The sequence below is a fragment of the Sphingomonas sp. PP-F2F-A104-K0414 genome (genome assembly GCF_004340945.1).
In the GTDB taxonomy this organism is placed as follows: domain Bacteria; phylum Pseudomonadota; class Alphaproteobacteria; order Sphingomonadales; family Sphingomonadaceae; genus Sphingomonas.
On record NZ_SLYD01000003.1, the window covers coordinates 552,103 to 567,119 of the forward strand.

15 protein-coding genes are annotated in these 15,017 nt (G+C 65.8%); 5 read left to right on the forward strand and 10 right to left on the reverse strand.

Going from position 1 to position 15,017, the window contains the following annotated elements:
* The first annotated feature begins 18 nt into the window (after positions 1 to 18).
* The 4 genes from erpA to C8J46_RS09725 are packed head-to-tail and all read left to right on the forward strand — an operon-like array spanning position 19 to position 2,252.
* Positions 19 to 357: an iron-sulfur cluster insertion protein ErpA gene (erpA, locus tag C8J46_RS09710; RefSeq protein WP_132738306.1), complete on the forward strand. Its 339-nt coding sequence runs from the start codon at positions 19 to 21 to the stop codon at positions 355 to 357.
* Positions 358 to 363: 6 nt separating this feature from the next.
* Positions 364 to 1,134: an exodeoxyribonuclease III gene (gene xth, locus C8J46_RS09715; RefSeq protein ID WP_132738074.1), complete on the forward strand. Its 771-nt coding sequence runs from the start codon at positions 364 to 366 to the stop codon at positions 1,132 to 1,134.
* Positions 1,116 to 1,925 carry a transporter gene (locus tag C8J46_RS09720; RefSeq protein ID WP_347812377.1) on the forward strand — a complete coding sequence of 270 codons (810 nt, stop codon included), beginning with the start codon at positions 1,116 to 1,118 and terminating at the stop codon, positions 1,923 to 1,925. The genes xth and C8J46_RS09720 overlap by 19 nt, the downstream gene beginning before the upstream one ends.
* On the forward strand, positions 1,926 to 2,252 hold the full coding sequence (locus tag C8J46_RS09725) for a hypothetical protein (protein ID WP_132738079.1): 327 nt from the start codon (positions 1,926 to 1,928) through the stop codon (positions 2,250 to 2,252).
* A gap of 118 nt (positions 2,253 to 2,370) precedes the next feature.
* Here the strand turns inward: C8J46_RS09725 and C8J46_RS09730 are convergent, their stop codons facing one another.
* Entirely contained in the window at positions 2,371 to 3,522 is a 1,152-nt protein-coding gene (locus C8J46_RS09730) for a GNAT family N-acetyltransferase (RefSeq protein WP_132738083.1), read from the reverse strand.
* Between the two features lie 173 nt (positions 3,523 to 3,695).
* Here C8J46_RS09730 and C8J46_RS09735 point away from each other — a divergent pair, with 173 nt between their 5' ends.
* Positions 3,696 to 4,784: a fatty acid desaturase gene (locus tag C8J46_RS09735; protein ID WP_132738085.1), complete on the forward strand. Its 1,089-nt coding sequence runs from the start codon at positions 3,696 to 3,698 to the stop codon at positions 4,782 to 4,784.
* Positions 4,785 to 4,861: 77 nt separating this feature from the next.
* Here C8J46_RS09735 and lptG read toward each other — a convergent pair whose 3' ends face one another.
* From lptG to C8J46_RS09780, 9 genes are all read right to left on the reverse strand, one after another.
* The gene (gene lptG, locus C8J46_RS09740) at positions 4,862 to 5,959 is read right to left on the reverse strand and encodes an LPS export ABC transporter permease LptG (RefSeq protein ID WP_132738088.1); all 1,098 of its coding nucleotides are present in this window, start codon (positions 5,957 to 5,959) and stop codon (positions 4,862 to 4,864) included.
* Complete coding sequence (gene lptF / locus C8J46_RS09745) at positions 5,956 to 7,161, reverse strand: LPS export ABC transporter permease LptF (protein ID WP_207894149.1); 1,206 nt, start codon at positions 7,159 to 7,161, stop codon at positions 5,956 to 5,958. The genes lptG and lptF overlap by 4 nt, the downstream gene beginning before the upstream one ends.
* An 89-nt stretch (positions 7,162 to 7,250) precedes the next feature.
* Complete coding sequence (locus tag C8J46_RS09750; protein ID WP_132738312.1) at positions 7,251 to 9,146, reverse strand: ATP-binding protein; 1,896 nt, start codon at positions 9,144 to 9,146, stop codon at positions 7,251 to 7,253.
* 164 nt (positions 9,147 to 9,310) lie between these two features.
* Complete coding sequence (locus C8J46_RS09755; RefSeq protein ID WP_056066129.1) at positions 9,311 to 10,573, reverse strand: aminotransferase class I/II-fold pyridoxal phosphate-dependent enzyme; 1,263 nt, start codon at positions 10,571 to 10,573, stop codon at positions 9,311 to 9,313.
* 124 nt (positions 10,574 to 10,697) lie between these two features.
* The gene (locus C8J46_RS09760; RefSeq protein WP_132738090.1) at positions 10,698 to 10,943 is read right to left on the reverse strand and encodes an acyl carrier protein; all 246 of its coding nucleotides are present in this window, start codon (positions 10,941 to 10,943) and stop codon (positions 10,698 to 10,700) included.
* Positions 10,944 to 11,001: 58 nt separating this feature from the next.
* Positions 11,002 to 11,901, reverse strand: coding sequence for an NAD(P)-dependent oxidoreductase (locus tag C8J46_RS09765; protein ID WP_132738092.1), 900 nt, complete (start codon positions 11,899 to 11,901; stop codon positions 11,002 to 11,004).
* Between the two features lie 91 nt (positions 11,902 to 11,992).
* A complete protein-coding gene (gene proB / locus C8J46_RS09770; RefSeq protein WP_132738094.1) occupies positions 11,993 to 13,090 on the reverse strand; it encodes a glutamate 5-kinase in 1,098 nt (365 codons plus the stop codon).
* Positions 13,091 to 13,241: 151 nt separating this feature from the next.
* Positions 13,242 to 14,288 carry a GTPase ObgE gene (obgE, locus tag C8J46_RS09775; RefSeq protein WP_056055836.1) on the reverse strand — a complete coding sequence of 349 codons (1,047 nt, stop codon included), beginning with the start codon at positions 14,286 to 14,288 and terminating at the stop codon, positions 13,242 to 13,244.
* Between the two features lie 78 nt (positions 14,289 to 14,366).
* Positions 14,367 to 14,966 (reverse strand): TetR/AcrR family transcriptional regulator, encoded by a 600-nt coding sequence (locus tag C8J46_RS09780; RefSeq protein WP_132738097.1) that lies wholly within the window; start codon positions 14,964 to 14,966, stop codon positions 14,367 to 14,369.
* Positions 14,967 to 15,017 lie beyond the last annotated feature (51 nt).

Consider the following 15,017-nt stretch of genomic DNA (forward strand, 5'->3'; position numbering starts at 1 on the left):
ACCTCCTATCTCCAAGCCATGGCAACGCTGGTTCAAGACATCATCCTCACCCCCTCCGCAGCGGCGCGCGTCGCGGCGATCGCCATCAAGCAGGGGAAGCCGGCGATCCTGCGTCTGTCGGTCGACGGCGGCGGCTGTTCGGGGTTCCAGTACAAGTTCGGGTTCGCCGACTCGGTCGAATCCGACGACGTGATTGCCGAGCATGACGGCGTGAAGCTCGTCGTCGACAGCGTCAGCATCGACCTCGTCCGCGGCTGCGCGGTCGATTACGTCGAGTCGCTCGCCGGCGCCGCGTTCAAGGTCGAGAACCCCAACGCCGCCTCGGGTTGCGGCTGCGGCTCCAGCTTTTCGGTCTGACGGTCCATGAAAATCGTCACGTACAACGTCAACGGCATCAAGGCGCGGTTGCCGCGGTTGATAGAGTATCTCGTCGAGGCGCAGCCCGACATCGTCTGCCTTCAGGAGCTCAAGTCGAGCGACGACACTTTCCCGATCGCCGATATCGAAGCGGTCGGCTACGGCGCGGTGTGGCACGGCCAGAAGGCCTGGAACGGCGTCGCGATCCTCGCGAAAAGCGGCACGCCGGTGGTCCGCCAGCGCGGCCTCGACGGCGAACCCGAGGACGACCACAGCCGCTATATCGAAGCGGAAATAGATGGCCTGATCGTCGCTGCGTTGTATCTCCCCAACGGCAACCCGCAACCGGGGCCCAAATTCGACTACAAACTCCGCTGGATGGACCGCCTCGCCGACCGCGCACGCGTAATCTTGGCTGAAGAAAAGCCAGCGATCCTCGCAGGCGATTACAACGTCATCGCCAATGACGACGACACCTTCTCCGTCCGCGCGATGCAGGACGATGCGCTGATGCAACCCGAAAGCCGCGAGCATTACCGCGCGCTCGTCGCGCAGGGCTGGACCGACGCGCTTCGCACGCAATTCCCCAAGGGCGGCGTCTGGACGTTCTGGGATTACCAGGCCGGCGCGTGGCAGCGTGATGCCGGGTTCCGCATCGATCACCTGTTGCTCAGCCCGCAGGCTGCCGACCGGATGATCGATGCCGGCGTCGACAAGGCCTATCGCGGCCGTGAAAAGGCCAGCGACCATGCACCGACATGGGTCCGGTTGCGATGAAGGCGCTATCGGTCGCTCTGCTGTCGTTCGCGGCACTGTATGCGACCAGCGCCAGCGCGCAGGACCGCGAATATTGCCCTGAGCGGCCCGGGCTCGACACGCCCGCCTGCACGATCGCGCCGGGCAAGATTTCGGTCGAGACGTCGATCGCAGACTGGACGCGCGACGATCAGCACGGTTCGCGCGAGGACGACATCCTGTTCGGCGACACGCTGGTCCGCGTCGGCGTGAGCGATACGATCGAGGCGCGGATCGGCTGGACGCCGTTCGGGCATGACCGAAAACGCGACTCGACGGGCGTCGATACGGTCAACGGGGTCGGCGACGTGTCGCTCGGAATGAAGGCGAACCTGCTCAATCCGGATGGCTCGGGAGTGTCGGTGTCGGTGCTGCCGTTCGTGACGCTGCCGGTCGGACGGTCTTCGATCGGTGCAGGCGACTGGGGTGCGGGGTTTCTTGTGCCGCTGACCTACGAACTGTCGGACACGGTCTCGCTCGATCTGACACCGGAGATCGACGCGGCAGTCGATCAGGACGGCAATGGCCGGCATCTGGCCTACAGCTCAACCGCGGGCCTGGCGTTCAAGGTCGCGAAGGATTTCACGCTTACCGGCGAAGTGCAGGCATTGCGCGACAACGATCCCGACCAGCACGCGACGCAGGCGCTCGCCGCGCTGTCGCTGGCGTGGATGGCGAATGACGATCTCCAGCTCGACATCCTCGGCGCGGCGGGGCTCAACGACGACACCCCGGATGCGCGGGTGTATGCCGGAATATCGCGGCGGTTCTAGATGCTGGCCGGCCTGTTCCTGCTCCAAGCGGTAGCCGGGCCGCCGCTTCCGCCGGAACTGCGCAAGCGCGTCGCGCGTGCGACGATGCCGTGTCCGGTGCACACCGATCCCGATGGTGAGATCGTCGTCTGCGCGCGACCGACCGACCAGCGGCTCGCCAAGCTTCCCGAGCCGGTCCAGCCACCGCCCTTCGATCCGCTGTCGTTCCGCCTGCCCGGGGGCGGCAAGGGCAACGTCCACGCGATTCGTACCGAACTGCCCGGTGCGGTCGGGCAGGGGGGCGCGGTAACGCTGAAGATGCCGTTCGGCAGGGGGAAGCGGGAGTAGCGCGTACACCCCCTTCCGTCATCCTGACGAAAGTCAGGACCTAGAGCCAAACGGGGCAGTGTTCGGTACCATGGGTCCTGACTTTCGTCAGGATGACGGAAGGTGAGGTGCAGCCCCCCTACAGTGTCCGTTCGTACACCTGATACACCTTGTTCACCCGGCTCTCGATCGTCTCGGCGATCGAGCGCATCCCCTGGTTGTCGTCGAGGATCCAGCCGATCTCGGCCCGGCTCGCACCATAATTCGCGACCGATGCACGGCGGATATACTCGATCATCATGAAGGCTAGCTGGCTCGCCATCCGCGACGCCTGAAGTTCCTTCACCACCCCCATCAGCGGCACGCGTACCGTCCGCACCTTGGGTTTGCGCAACCACCACAAGAGTTTGGCCCAGCCGAACGGGAGCAGGCTGCCGTTCAGCGGCTTGATCGCCTCGTTCAGGTCGGGAAGCGTGATCATGAACGCGACCGGCTTGCCGTCCAGTTCGGCGATGCGGATCAGGTCGTTGAAGACGATCGGCTTCAGCTTCACGCCGACGTCCTTGATCTCGGGCGGGGTGAGCGGCACGAACCCCCAATTGTCCTTCCACGCATCGTTGAGGATCGCGAGGATGATGGCCGCCTCCTCCTCGAACTTGGTCTTGTCGACGTTGCGAACGGTGATCCGCGCGTTCTTCTCGCCCGACTTGATGATGCGTTGGACGATCGGCGGGAACTGCTTCGTGACGTCGACCTCATAGGTCATCAGCTGCTTGATCGGGCGATACTGCACCCATTCGATCCAGCCGCGATATTCGCGCTTGGCGTGGCCCATCATGATCGTCGGCGGATGATCGTAACCGTCGATCAGCAGCCCCGGCTCCTCCCAGATCGACATGCTGATCGGCCCCATCGCGCGCGTCATGCCCTGTTCGCGCAGCCACGCTTCGGCGCGCGCGAGCAGCGCCTGGAAGATGTCCTGCCGCTCCGCCTCCATCAGCCCCCATTGGCCGACGCCGGGGCCGAAGCCCTGTTCGGGCGGCATCGTCAGCGCTAGCGTATCGATATGCGCGGAGATGCGCCCGACCACGCGGCCATCCTCCTCGGCGAGGAACAATTGCGCCTTGGCATGGCTGAACCAGCCATTCTTCTCAGGCGTGATCAGCCCCAGCGCCTCGGACTTCAGCGGCGGGACCCAGTTGGGATCGTCCGCGTAGAGGCGAAACGGCAGGTCGATGAAGATCTTCCGGTCTTTCTTCGTCTCGACCGGACGGATCGTAAGCTTGGCCATGTGTCGTTCCCGAAAGCGCAGTCGAGCGTGTCTAGCCAGCGATGCCGACAAAGGCGAGTACATGCGTTATCGGTCTTGCCTGTCACGGTGATCGCGTTTCCTCCGCGGGTGGGCAGGCCGACAACCTGTAAATGCCACGCTGCAGCCATTATCTTCGGGCAATGGATATGCCCATGGACACATCGCTCAGCCTCGCCCGCGGCACGGCCGCTCCCGTTCCGCCGGCCGGCGTCGTGCGCGTTGCCGATGACAAGGCGATGCTGCGTGCCGCCGCCGACCTGACGCGCGACCTCGTGAAGCCGCGGCCCGCGGTGTATTGGGGTGACCTGATCGCGTCGATGGTGCTGGGCTATGGCGCGCTGTTCGTAGCGGCAACGAGCGACTCGACGGCGGTCGCGGTGATCGGCGCGATCGTGTCCGTGCTCTGCTTGTATCGCGGGCTGAGCTTCATCCACGAAGTCAGCCACATGAAGCATGCGTCGGTGCCGAACTTCCGGCTCGGCTGGAACATTCTGGTCGGCGTGCCGATGATGACGCCGTCGTTCATGTATGAGGGCGTGCACAACCTCCACCATGCCAAGACGCGTTATGGCACGGTCGAAGATCCCGAATATCTGCCGCTCGCGCTGATGAAGCCGTGGACGTTGCCGCTGTTCATCGTCGTGTCCGCACTGGCGCCAATCGCGCTGATTGTCCGGTTCGCGATCCTGTCGCCGTTGTCGCTGCTGTCGCCGAAGCTGCGGACGATGATCGTCGAGCGCTATTCGGCGCTTGCGATCAACCCTCAGTTCCGCCGTCGCGCGCCCGAGGGCGAGGCGAAGACCTATTGGAACCGCCTCGAGATCGCGGCGAGCCTGTGGGCGATCACGCTGATCGCAATTACGGTGACGGGCGTGCTGCCTTTGCGTGCGTTCCTGACGATCCTCGGCGTGGCGTCGGCGTTCGCAGTGCTCAACCAGGTCCGCACCTTGGTGGCGCATCTTTGGGAGAATGACGGCGAGCCGATGACGGTGACCGCGCAGTATCTCGACACGGTCAACGTGCCGCCGCCGGCGTTGCTGCCCGCGCTGTGGGCGCCTGTCGGTCTGCGCTATCATGCGCTGCATCACCTGCTACCAGGACTGCCATATCACGCGCTCGGTGAGGCACATCGGCGGATTTCGGCGGAGCTGGATGCGATGTCGCCGTATCACAAGGCGAGCTATCCGGGACTGCCGGGGCTGGTGAGCAAGATCGCCCGCAGCACGATGGTTAGGCGCTAGGAGAAAGTGTGTGTTCCCCCGCGGAGGCGGGGGTCCAGACTGGGCTCCCGCCTTCGCGGGGGAACAAGGTCTTCGGTTTATTCCTCGGACCGTATCAGCACAGCTTCCCCGATAAGGAAGAACAGCAGGAACGGCGCCCACGCGGCGAGAAACGGTGGATAGGCGCCAAGATTCCCCATCGCCAACGCAAAATTATCTGCGACGAAGAACGCAAACCCTAGTCCCATCCCGATCACCGCGCGCACGAACAGCTTGCCCGATCGCGCGATACCGAACGCCGCGACCGCTCCCAGCAACGGCATCAACACCGACGACAGCGGCCCTGACAGCTTGTGCCATAGCGAGCCCTCGAGCGCCTTGGTCGGGCGTCCGGCATCGGACAGGTCGCCGATCGCCGCCTTCAATGCGCCGAACGACAACCCATCCGCATCGACGCTCGCCAGCGTGAACTGATCCGGCCGTACGTCCTTCGCGATCACGATCGAGCCGAGGTTGGTAACGGTACCGCGCGCCACATCGAACCGCGTCGCAGGTTCGACCAGCCAGCCACCACCGGCGCGCTTGCCGTGATCGGCACGCAGGATCGCGACGAGGTTGCCACCGGTACGATCGTACAGCGTGATCCCACCCAGCCGCGTCGCATCGCCGCGCCCGCGGATCTGATTGACCTCGATCAGATCGTCGCCATCGCGCACCCACACGTTGGCGCGGTCGCCGCGGTCGATCGGCAGCTTGCCGTAATTCACCTTCTGCCACTGGTTCAGCGTCGCGGTGGAGCGCGCCACGACCCGGTCGTTGAACGCGAAACTGATCACCGCCACCCCGAGGCTCGCGACCAGCAGCGGCGCGAGCACCTGATGCGCAGACAGTCCCGAACCCTTCAGCGCGACGATCTCGCTATTCTGGTTCATCGTGATCAGCGTCAGGATCGTCCCCAGCAGCACCGAAAAGGGCAGGAACCGCGACACGATCTGCGGCACGCGCAGCGCGACATATTGCCAGACCTGCGCATCGCCATTGCCGGGATAGGCAAGGATATCGCCCGACTCGCTCAGGAGGTCGAGCGCCTGGAGCACCAGCACCAACGCGGCCAGCACGGCGAACGTCCGCACCAGGAACATCCGTCCCATGTAGATCGCGACCGTGCGCGACGGGAAGAAGCTGACGGTTTTCATGCGGTCTTGCTCGTCTGCGACTTGGGCCGGAAGCCCGGAATGCGCTTGGTGATCGCCTTGAACGTCTTCGAGAACACGCGTTCGAGCGCACCGATCGGTTGCCCGCCTGGCACATAGGCGATGGTGTAATACATCCACAGGATCAGCCCGGCGAAGATCGTGAACGGCACCCACAGCGCGATGATCGGGTCGATCCGGCCAAGCTCGCCGACGTCCGCGGCATACTGGTTCACCTTGTGATAGGTGACGATCATCACGATCGACAGGAACACGCCCAGCGCGGACGAAGATCGCTTCGGCGGCACGCCAAGCGCTAGCGCGAGCAGCGGCAACAGGAACATCGTCGCGACCTCGGCGAGGCGGAAATGGAATTCCGACCGGCTGCCGTCGCGTTGCTCCAGCGTCGCGCCGCGCTGACCCTGTTTGGCCAGTTCGGGCAGCGTATATTCGAGATTGCGACCGCCGCGGCTGCGGAAGCTCTCGAACTTGGGCAGGTTGATCGGCAGATCGTGGCTGGTGAAGGTCAGCACGCGCGGCGTCTTGAACTCGGGCTTGTCGTGGACGAGCGTGCCGTTGGCGAGGCGGAAGATGATGACGTTGGGATCGTCGGTCGCCAGGAACTTGCCCTTCTCCGCGGTGACGCCCAGCCAGTCGCCAGTCTGGGTCGATGCATGGACGAAGATGCCAGACAGCTCGCGGCCCTTGTCCTTGCTCTCCTCGATCCGCAGCGTCATCCGCTGGCCGAGATTGGTGAACTCGCCGACTTTGATCGATGCGCCGAGCGCACCCGTGCGCAGCTCGAACCGCAGGCCCTCGTAATAATAGCGGGCGATCGGCTGGACATAGCCGACGATCGCGAGGTTCAGCAGCGCCAGCGCGATCGTGTACATGTACGGGACGCGCAGCAGCCGATTGTAGCTCATGCCGACGCCACGCAGCACGTCCAGCTCGGACGAGGTCGACAGCCGCCGGAACGCGAGCAGGATGCCGAGCATCAGCCCGATCGGGATGCCAAGCCCCAGATATTCGGGCAGCAGATTGGCGAGCATCCGCCACACGACGCTGATCGGGCCGCCTTGCGTCGCCACGAAATTGAACAGCCCGAGCATGCGATCGAGCACGAACAGCATGACGGCGATCAGCAGCGTCGAGAACAGCGGCACCGCGATCAGCCGGGCCATGTAGCGGTCGATGGATTTCATGCGCGGGTTGGGCTCGGTATGCTGGGTCGCGCGGGTATAGGGGCGCACGCGCTAGGCGTCATCCTCAATCGCAACGCATCAATGAACGATCATTCCGCGGCGATCGGGTGGTTCGTCTCGCGGCGCTCGGCGGCCATCGCCGTCAGGACCGCGCGCTCCAGGCCGTTGAGCGTGAAGGGTTTACGCAGCACCTCGTGCCCGCCGAACTGCGCGACGTTCACTTCGCCGGCAAACCCGGTTACGAACAGCACCGCGACGTGCGGATAGAGCGGGGATAGCGCGGCGATCATCTCGGGCCCGGTCTGGCGGGGCATCAGCACGTCGGAAATGATCAGCCCGATCCCCGGGTTCGCCGCCAGCAGCGCGGGCGCCGCAAGCGGATCGTCGCACGCGATCGGATGATGGCCAATCTCCTCCAGCGCGCCGGTCGTCGCGGCCAGCACGCGCGGATCGTCCTCGACCACCAGGATCTGCAACGTCTCGGGCATCGTCGGTGCGATCGGCTCGACCATCGCGATCGGGACGGTCGGCAGGGGCGTTGCAACCAGCTCGGCGGCGCGGGGGAAATAGAGCGTGACGGTCGTCCCTTCGCCCGGTGCGGAGACGATGCCGACTTCGCCGTGCAACTGCTGGACCAGCGCGAAGATCTGGCTGAGCCCGAGCCCGGTGCCCTTGCCGACTTCCTTGGTGGTGAAGAACGGCTCGAACACGCGCTCGGCGACGTCGGGCGCCATCCCGCAGCCATCGTCGCCGACCATGATCGTGACGTAGTCGCCCGCCGCGCATCGCCCGACCTGCTCCGCCGCCAAGGTGGTCCTGCCGGTCGCGACGGTCAACGTGCCGCGCCCGTTCATCGCATCGCGCGCGTTGACCGCAAGGTTCAGCACCGCATTCTCCAGCTGGACACGGTCGGCGCGAACGCACCCGCCGGCCGCATCGTCGCGCACGATGACGGTGATCGCGTCCCCCAGCGTGCGGTCGAGCAGGTCCGACATCCCCGCGACCAGCGCGGCGGCGTCGATCGTCTCGGCCTTCAGCGAATCCTCGCGACTGAAGGCGAGCAGCCGGCGGGTCAGCGCCGCTGCCCGGTTCGCGCCCTCGGTCGCACTGTCGATATGGCGGCGGACGCTGGCCGGATCGCTCGCCAGATTGCGGCGCGCGAGTTCCAGACCGCCCAGCACCACCGCCAGCATGTTGTTGAAGTCATGCGCGATCCCGCCGGTCAGCTGGCCGACCGCTTCCATCTTCTGGATCTGGCGCAGCTTGGCCTCCTGCACGCGCAGTTCGGCGGTGGCGGCGGCGACCGCGGTGGTCAGCTCGTCGGCGCGCTCGCGCTCCAGTTCGGCATCGGCCAGCGCGGTCGCCCGATCGCCGACTGCGCGGATCGTGAACCAGCCAAGCACGATCGCGCCGAGCACGATCAGGACGCCGAATATCGCGAGCACCCCCGCGACCCAGCTCGACCGCTCGACCGAGCCCATCGCCGCCGCCGTCCGGTCGTCGAGCAACGCGCGCTCGCCTGCGATCAGCGTGTCGAGAGTCGTGTTGATCTCGGCGAGCGTCGGCGATTTCCGCGCCTGATAATAGCGCGCGAAGGCTTGGCCATTCTTCCCGTAGCTCGTGTTGAGCGCGGTCAGCGACAGTTCCCGTCCGCGCGAATCATAGGCGGCCCGGAGCCGGTCGACCCGCGGTTGCTGCTCGGCATTGTCGTTGGTGATCCGGTCGAGCCGGTCGATCTGTGTCCCGGCGAGCAGCCATTCGTCGAAATACAGCTGGCCCAGTTGCTTGTCGCCGCTGATGACATAGCGCCCCAGCGACGCCTCCGACCGCGCGATCGTCCCCGACAGCGTGCGGGCGAGGATCATCACGTCATAGCTGTGCGCCTGAAGTTCAAGCGCCCGATCGCGCTGGCGATTGGCGTGGCCGAGCGTCACGATCAGCGCAATGAGCACTGCAGCACCGAGCAGGCCCATCACGACTAGCATGGCTATGCGCCATCGCGCCCCGCCCCCCTGGGCCGCAGTCTCGACCTCGTCTTGCGTCACGGCCGGCATCCTAACGCGTCGTTGCCCACACGCAATGACCTGGAATGCCGGTACGGATCGAACATTTCACGGATGTTTCCTCCCCCCGCAGGAGGAGGAAACTGTCAGCCGATCACGCCGACAGCGCGGCCAGCGGTCTCGAACATCCCGAGAATCGTCGTGATCTGCTCGTCGGTATGTTCCGCGCACAGCGAGCACCGCAGCAGGAACGTCCCCGCGGGAGTTGCGGGCGGGCGCGCCATGTTGACGTACAGACCGCCCTCAAGCAGCGACTGCCAGATCGCGATCGCCTGTTCCTGGTCGGTCAGGATCACGGCGATGATCGCCGAGTCCGACGTCTCGGTGCCGAGCTTGAAGCCCATCGCCTTCAGCCCGCCGTGCAGCCGGCGCGCATTCTTCCAGAGCTGCGCGCGCTTGTCGTGTGCGGTCATCAGCTTGCGGATCGACGTCGCGGCGGTCGCGACCACCGACGGCGGCAGCGACGCGGTGAAGATGTACGGACGGCAGGCGAATCGCACCATCTCGAACTTCGGATGGTTCGACACGACGAACCCGCCGACCGTGCCGACCGACTTCGAGAAGGTGCCGACGACGAAATCGACCTCGTCGGTCAGCCCCATCTCCTCGTACACGCCGCGCCCGTTGGGGCCGAAAAAGCCCATCGAATGCGCCTCGTCGACCAGCACCATGCAGCCGTGCTTCTTGGCGACCGCGACCATCTCCTTCAGCGGGGCGATGTCGCCAAGCATCGAATAGACGCCCTCCAGCACGACCAGCTTGCCGGCTTCCTTGGGCAGGCGGCCGAGCCGCTTGTCGAGATCGGTGACGTCGTTGTGGCGGAAGCGGACGATCTCGGCGTTGCCCTGCTTGCAGCCGTCGTAGATCGACGCGTGGCTGTCGGCGTCGAGGATGACGTATTCGCCCTTGCCGGCGAGCGTCGAGATAATCCCGAGATTGGCCATGTACCCGGTCGAGAACACGATCGCGCCGGTCATGTCGTAGAATTCGCGGAGCGCCTGTTCGACGTCGATATGGTCATGGAACGTGCCGTTGAGCATCCGGCTGCCGTTGGTGCCCGACCCGAACGCGTCGAGCGCGTCCTTGCCCGCCTGGATGACGTCGGGGTCGAACGTCATGCCCATGTAGTTGTAGGTGCCGAGCAGGATCGTGTCCTTGCCGCGGATCACCGCCTGAGTCGGGCCCTTCACCTCGTCCATCACGATCGCGAACGGATTGCGCACGCCGCTGGCGATCAGCGCCTCGCGTTCGGCGATAAGCGCGTCGAATTTCGACATCAGGTCGCGTTCGGGGGCGACCTCTGGAGCGTCGACGGGGAGGGCGTGGGCGGTGGTGGCGGCTTCGGTCATATCGGATTCCATGAGGTTGGAATGTGTCGTCTTTCCCCCCACCCCGTTCGGGCTGAGCGAAGTCGAAGCCTCGCCTCACGGGGCCACCCTTCGACTTCGCTCAGGGCGAACGGGGAGGGTAGTGTTAGGCGGTCTTCAACTTCGCGACCGCGTCGACCAGCTGGCCGACCGTCTCGATCTCGGCCTGCATGTTCATCGTGATGATGATGTCGAACTCGTCCTCGATCGCGGCGACGAAATCCATGACGGTCAGGCTGTCCCACTCCAGGTCGCCCTGGAACGTGGTGGCATCGCTCAGCGCGACGCCCTTCTTATTGAACGGCTCGATCTGCGCGGTGACGGTGTCGTAGATCTGCTGACGGTCGCTCATGCTATTCCCTTCGGTGTCGCACACATCCCTGGCAGGAAATTGCGGCGGCTTTTCGGCGCTATAGCAGCCCGGCAGCGCGATACCACGCCGCGGTTTGCGCGAGCGCCTGCGGAGTCGGGACGGACGGCGTCCACAGCGCGGCCGGTGGCGGCTTGTGCGAGACCCAGTCGGGGTGGCAGAAATAACTGACCCGGTCGCGCGTGAGCTTCGCCTTGCGACGCCGGACGAGCCGGTCGGCGGCGGAGGCGAGTTTGAGCAGCGCGCGAGGTGTGGAGAACACCTTGACCGACTTGCCGACCGCCACGCCGATCGCGCGTGCGAAATCGCGATTGTCCCAGCCGTTTGGCACCCCGTCGTCGGGCTCCATGATCGATGGCGCGTCGGCACTCTCGGCAAGCGCGAGCAGCAGCGCGGTCAGGTCCTCGACATACAGCAGCGAGACGCGCGTGCCTGCCGGGGGCATCGGCACATAGCCCGATCGGGCCGCCTTGAAGACGTCGAGCAGCTCGTAGTCGCGGGGGCCGAAGATCGCGGGTGGGCGGACAATCGTCCAGTCCAGTCCCGACGTCTGCACGCGCGTTTCCGCCTCCGCCTTCGACCAGCCATAGTTCGACAGCGTCGGCTCGCGCGCGGCGAGCGAGGAGACGTGGACGAAGCGGCGGATGCCGGCAGCGCGAGTCGCCTGGAGGATGCCTTCGGTGCCGGCGATATTGCCCTTGCCGAAGCCGGCGCGGTCGGGCGCGTTGACGACACCGGCGACGTGGATGACCACGTCCGCGTCTTCGACGAGCGTCGCGAGGCTCTTCGGCCGGTCGAGCGCGCCTTCGATCCAGGTTACGCCGATGCGCTTGGCCTGCGGCTTCCGCGCGAGCGCGCGAACGGTGTGCCCGGTCTCGAGCGCGTGATCGATCAGGTGGCTGCCAACGAACCCGGTGCCGCCGGTAATGGCCAGAATCATGACGCCGCTCCAATCGAAGAAGATTGTTCACCCGCGAAGGCGGGTGCCCAGTCTGGGCACCCGCCTTCGCGGGTGAACAAGACCCGGCCGGTCATACGAGCGCCAGATGATTACGATGCACCAATGCCGACCGGGGCGCATAGCCAAGGATGGCGCCATGATCGTCGCTATGTCGACCAAGCAGGCGCGCGGTATCCGCCGCGTCATACTCCGCGAGCCCGCGCGCGACAGTCCCGGCAGGCCCTTCGATCGTCACGAGGTCACCCCGCGCGAAACCCCCGTCGATTCGCGTCGCGCCAGTCGCCAGCAGACTTCGCCCTTGGCCAAGCGCCGCCGCCGCCCCCGCATCGACATGGATCGCACCCTTCGCGGTCAATCCCCCCGCCAGCCAGGCCTTCCGCGCAGACGCCGTCCGCTCGGCAGTAAAGATCGTATGGCGGGCAGGGGTGGACAGCGGATGCTCGATCCGCCCCGAAGCGATCGCCAGCGGAATCCCCGCACCCGTCGCGATCCGTGCCGCGGCGATCTTCGAGGCCATGCCACCCGATCCCATGCCCGAGCCCGACCCGTCGTCCGCCATCTCCGCAACCGCGTCGATCCGCGGCACGCGAGAGATGTGCGTCGCGGACGGATCGGTATGCGGATTGGCGGTATAGAGCCCGTCGACGTCGGACAGCAGGATCACGCCCTGCGCGCCGGCGGCCTGCGCGACGCGGGCGGCAAGGCGGTCATTGTCCCCGAAGCGGATTTCCGCGGTCGCAACGCTATCGTTCTCGTTGATGACCGGCACGACCTTCAGCGACAACAGCCGGTTGAGCGTCGCGGCGGCGTTGAGATAGCGGCGGCGGTCTTCGAGATCGTCCAACGTGACGAGCATCTGCGCCGCGTTGAGCCCCTGCGCGGCGAGCAGTTCAGCCCAGACCTGACTGAGCGCGATCTGGCCGGTGGCAGCGGCGGCCTGTGCGTCCTCGAGACTGGCCCGGCCACCCTTGGGGAGACCCAGCCGCCGAGCGCCAAGGGCAATCGCGCCAGACGACACGATCGCAACCTGCTGGCCTTCACCAGTCCGAGCAGCAATGTCGGCCACAAGTCCCGTGAGCCACTCCCGCCGAACGCTCCCATCAGGATCGATGAGCAACGCCGACCCGATCTTAACGATTAGCCGCGCACACGAAGACGGGGGAAACATCACGCATTCCCCTCCCGCTTGCGGGAGGGGTTAGGGGAGGGGCGGGCGTGACCTGTCGGCAAGAAAGCCCTCCCCCGACCCCTCCCGCAAGCGGGAGGGGAGAAATCTGGAACCAACCCTCTCCCCGCAGGGGAGAGGGCTAAGACGGCACCTAAAGCGGCGACCATGCGACCGGCACTTCGCCTTCTTCCAGTTCCTTCGCCGCGCCCGGAGCCGGCCCGATTGCCTCGATCAGCTGGTCCAGCACCGCCTCGATACCAGCGCCACTAGCCCCCGAAATCGCCATCACCTCGGCGCCGCTGGCTTCCGCCAACTCCGCCGACAACGCCGCGATTAGCTCCGGATCGAGCATGTCGATCTTGTTCAGCGCGACGATGACCTTCTTGTCGGTGAGCCCCTCGCCGTAATTCTCCAGCTCGTCGCGCACGATCCGGTACGATTCGGCCACGTCACGGTCGTTCGCATCGACCAGATGCAGCAGCACCCGGCACCGCTCGATATGCCCGAGGAACCGATCGCCAATCCCCGCACCTTCGGCAGCACCCTGGATCAGCCCCGGAATATCCGCGACCACGAACTCGCGCTGCTTGTGGCGCACCACGCCCAGCTGAGGCCGCGTCGTAGTGAAGGCGTATTCGCCGACCTTGGCCTGCGCGTTCGTCACCTGGTTGATGAAGGTCGACTTGCCCGCATTCGGCAAGCCCACGAGGCCCGCATCGGCGAGCAGCTTGAGCCGCAGCCAGACCCACGCCTCGCCGAACGGCCAGCCGGTGCCGTGCTGGCGCGGGGTGCGGTTGGTCGACGTCTTGTAGCTCGCATTGCCGCGCCCGCCGTCGCCGCCACGGAACAGCACTTCGCGCTGGCCGACCTCGGTGAAGTCGATCAGCACCTCTTCCTTGTCCTCCGACAGCACCTGCGTGCCGAGCGGAACGCGGATGACGAGGTCCTTGCCGCCCGCGCCGGTGCGGTTCGAGCCCGATCCGCCCGAACCGCGGGGCGCGCGGAAATGCTGCGTGTAGCGGAAGTCGATCAGCGTGTTCAGGCCGGCGATGCATTCGAACACGATGTCGCCGCCCTTGCCGCCATTGCCGCCGTCGGGGCCGCCATATTCGATATATTTCTCGCGGCGGAAGCTGACGGCACCGGGGCCGCCCTCACCCGAACGTACGTAGATCTTGGCTTGGTCTAGAAAATGCATCGCCGCCCCATAGCGAAATTGGCGAAAATCGCCACCCTCTGCGATTCGGCTCCCGATTTGCTCTCTGGTTCGAGCGTGTCAGCAGCGAGGAGGGGTGGCAGCGTCCTTGCTCGCGAGCAGTGCGTCGAGCGCCAGTTCGCGTGCCTTGCCGACCGGCAGCCCGAGCGCGCGCGCCATTGGTGCCCCCATCAGCGCATCGCCGAGCGCCATCAGCACCAGCGTCAGAGTCTGTTCCTGGATCGGCTGGTCGCCGGGCATGTCGCCCTCCGCGAGCTCGTCGACCAAGTCATGGATCGCGGTGAGAATCGGGTCGAGCGCATCGGTGTTGCCCGACAAAATCATCCAGCTCGCCAGCGCGCCCGCGCCCCCTTTGCCGAACGCGTCGAAGGTCATCTCCACCACCTCGCGCGGATCCAGCTCGCCCGCCCGCACGCGCAGCACCGCGGCGCCGATTGTGCCGACGATGTCCGCCGCCATCCGCGTGATCAACGCGGTATGCAGCGCCTCCGCCGAGCCGAAATGGTGGAGCAGATTGGCGTGCGTACGCCCGACGCGACCTGCAACCGCCTTCAACGTGACCGCGCTGGGGCCGCTCTCGACGAGCAGCGCGCGCGCGGCCTCGACGGCGGCTTCGCGCGATTCGGTAGGGGATAGGCGCTTGCGCGGTGTTGACGTCACGGACCGGGAAACCTATTTACATCAATGTAAGTAACGAGTGTTCATTCCTGT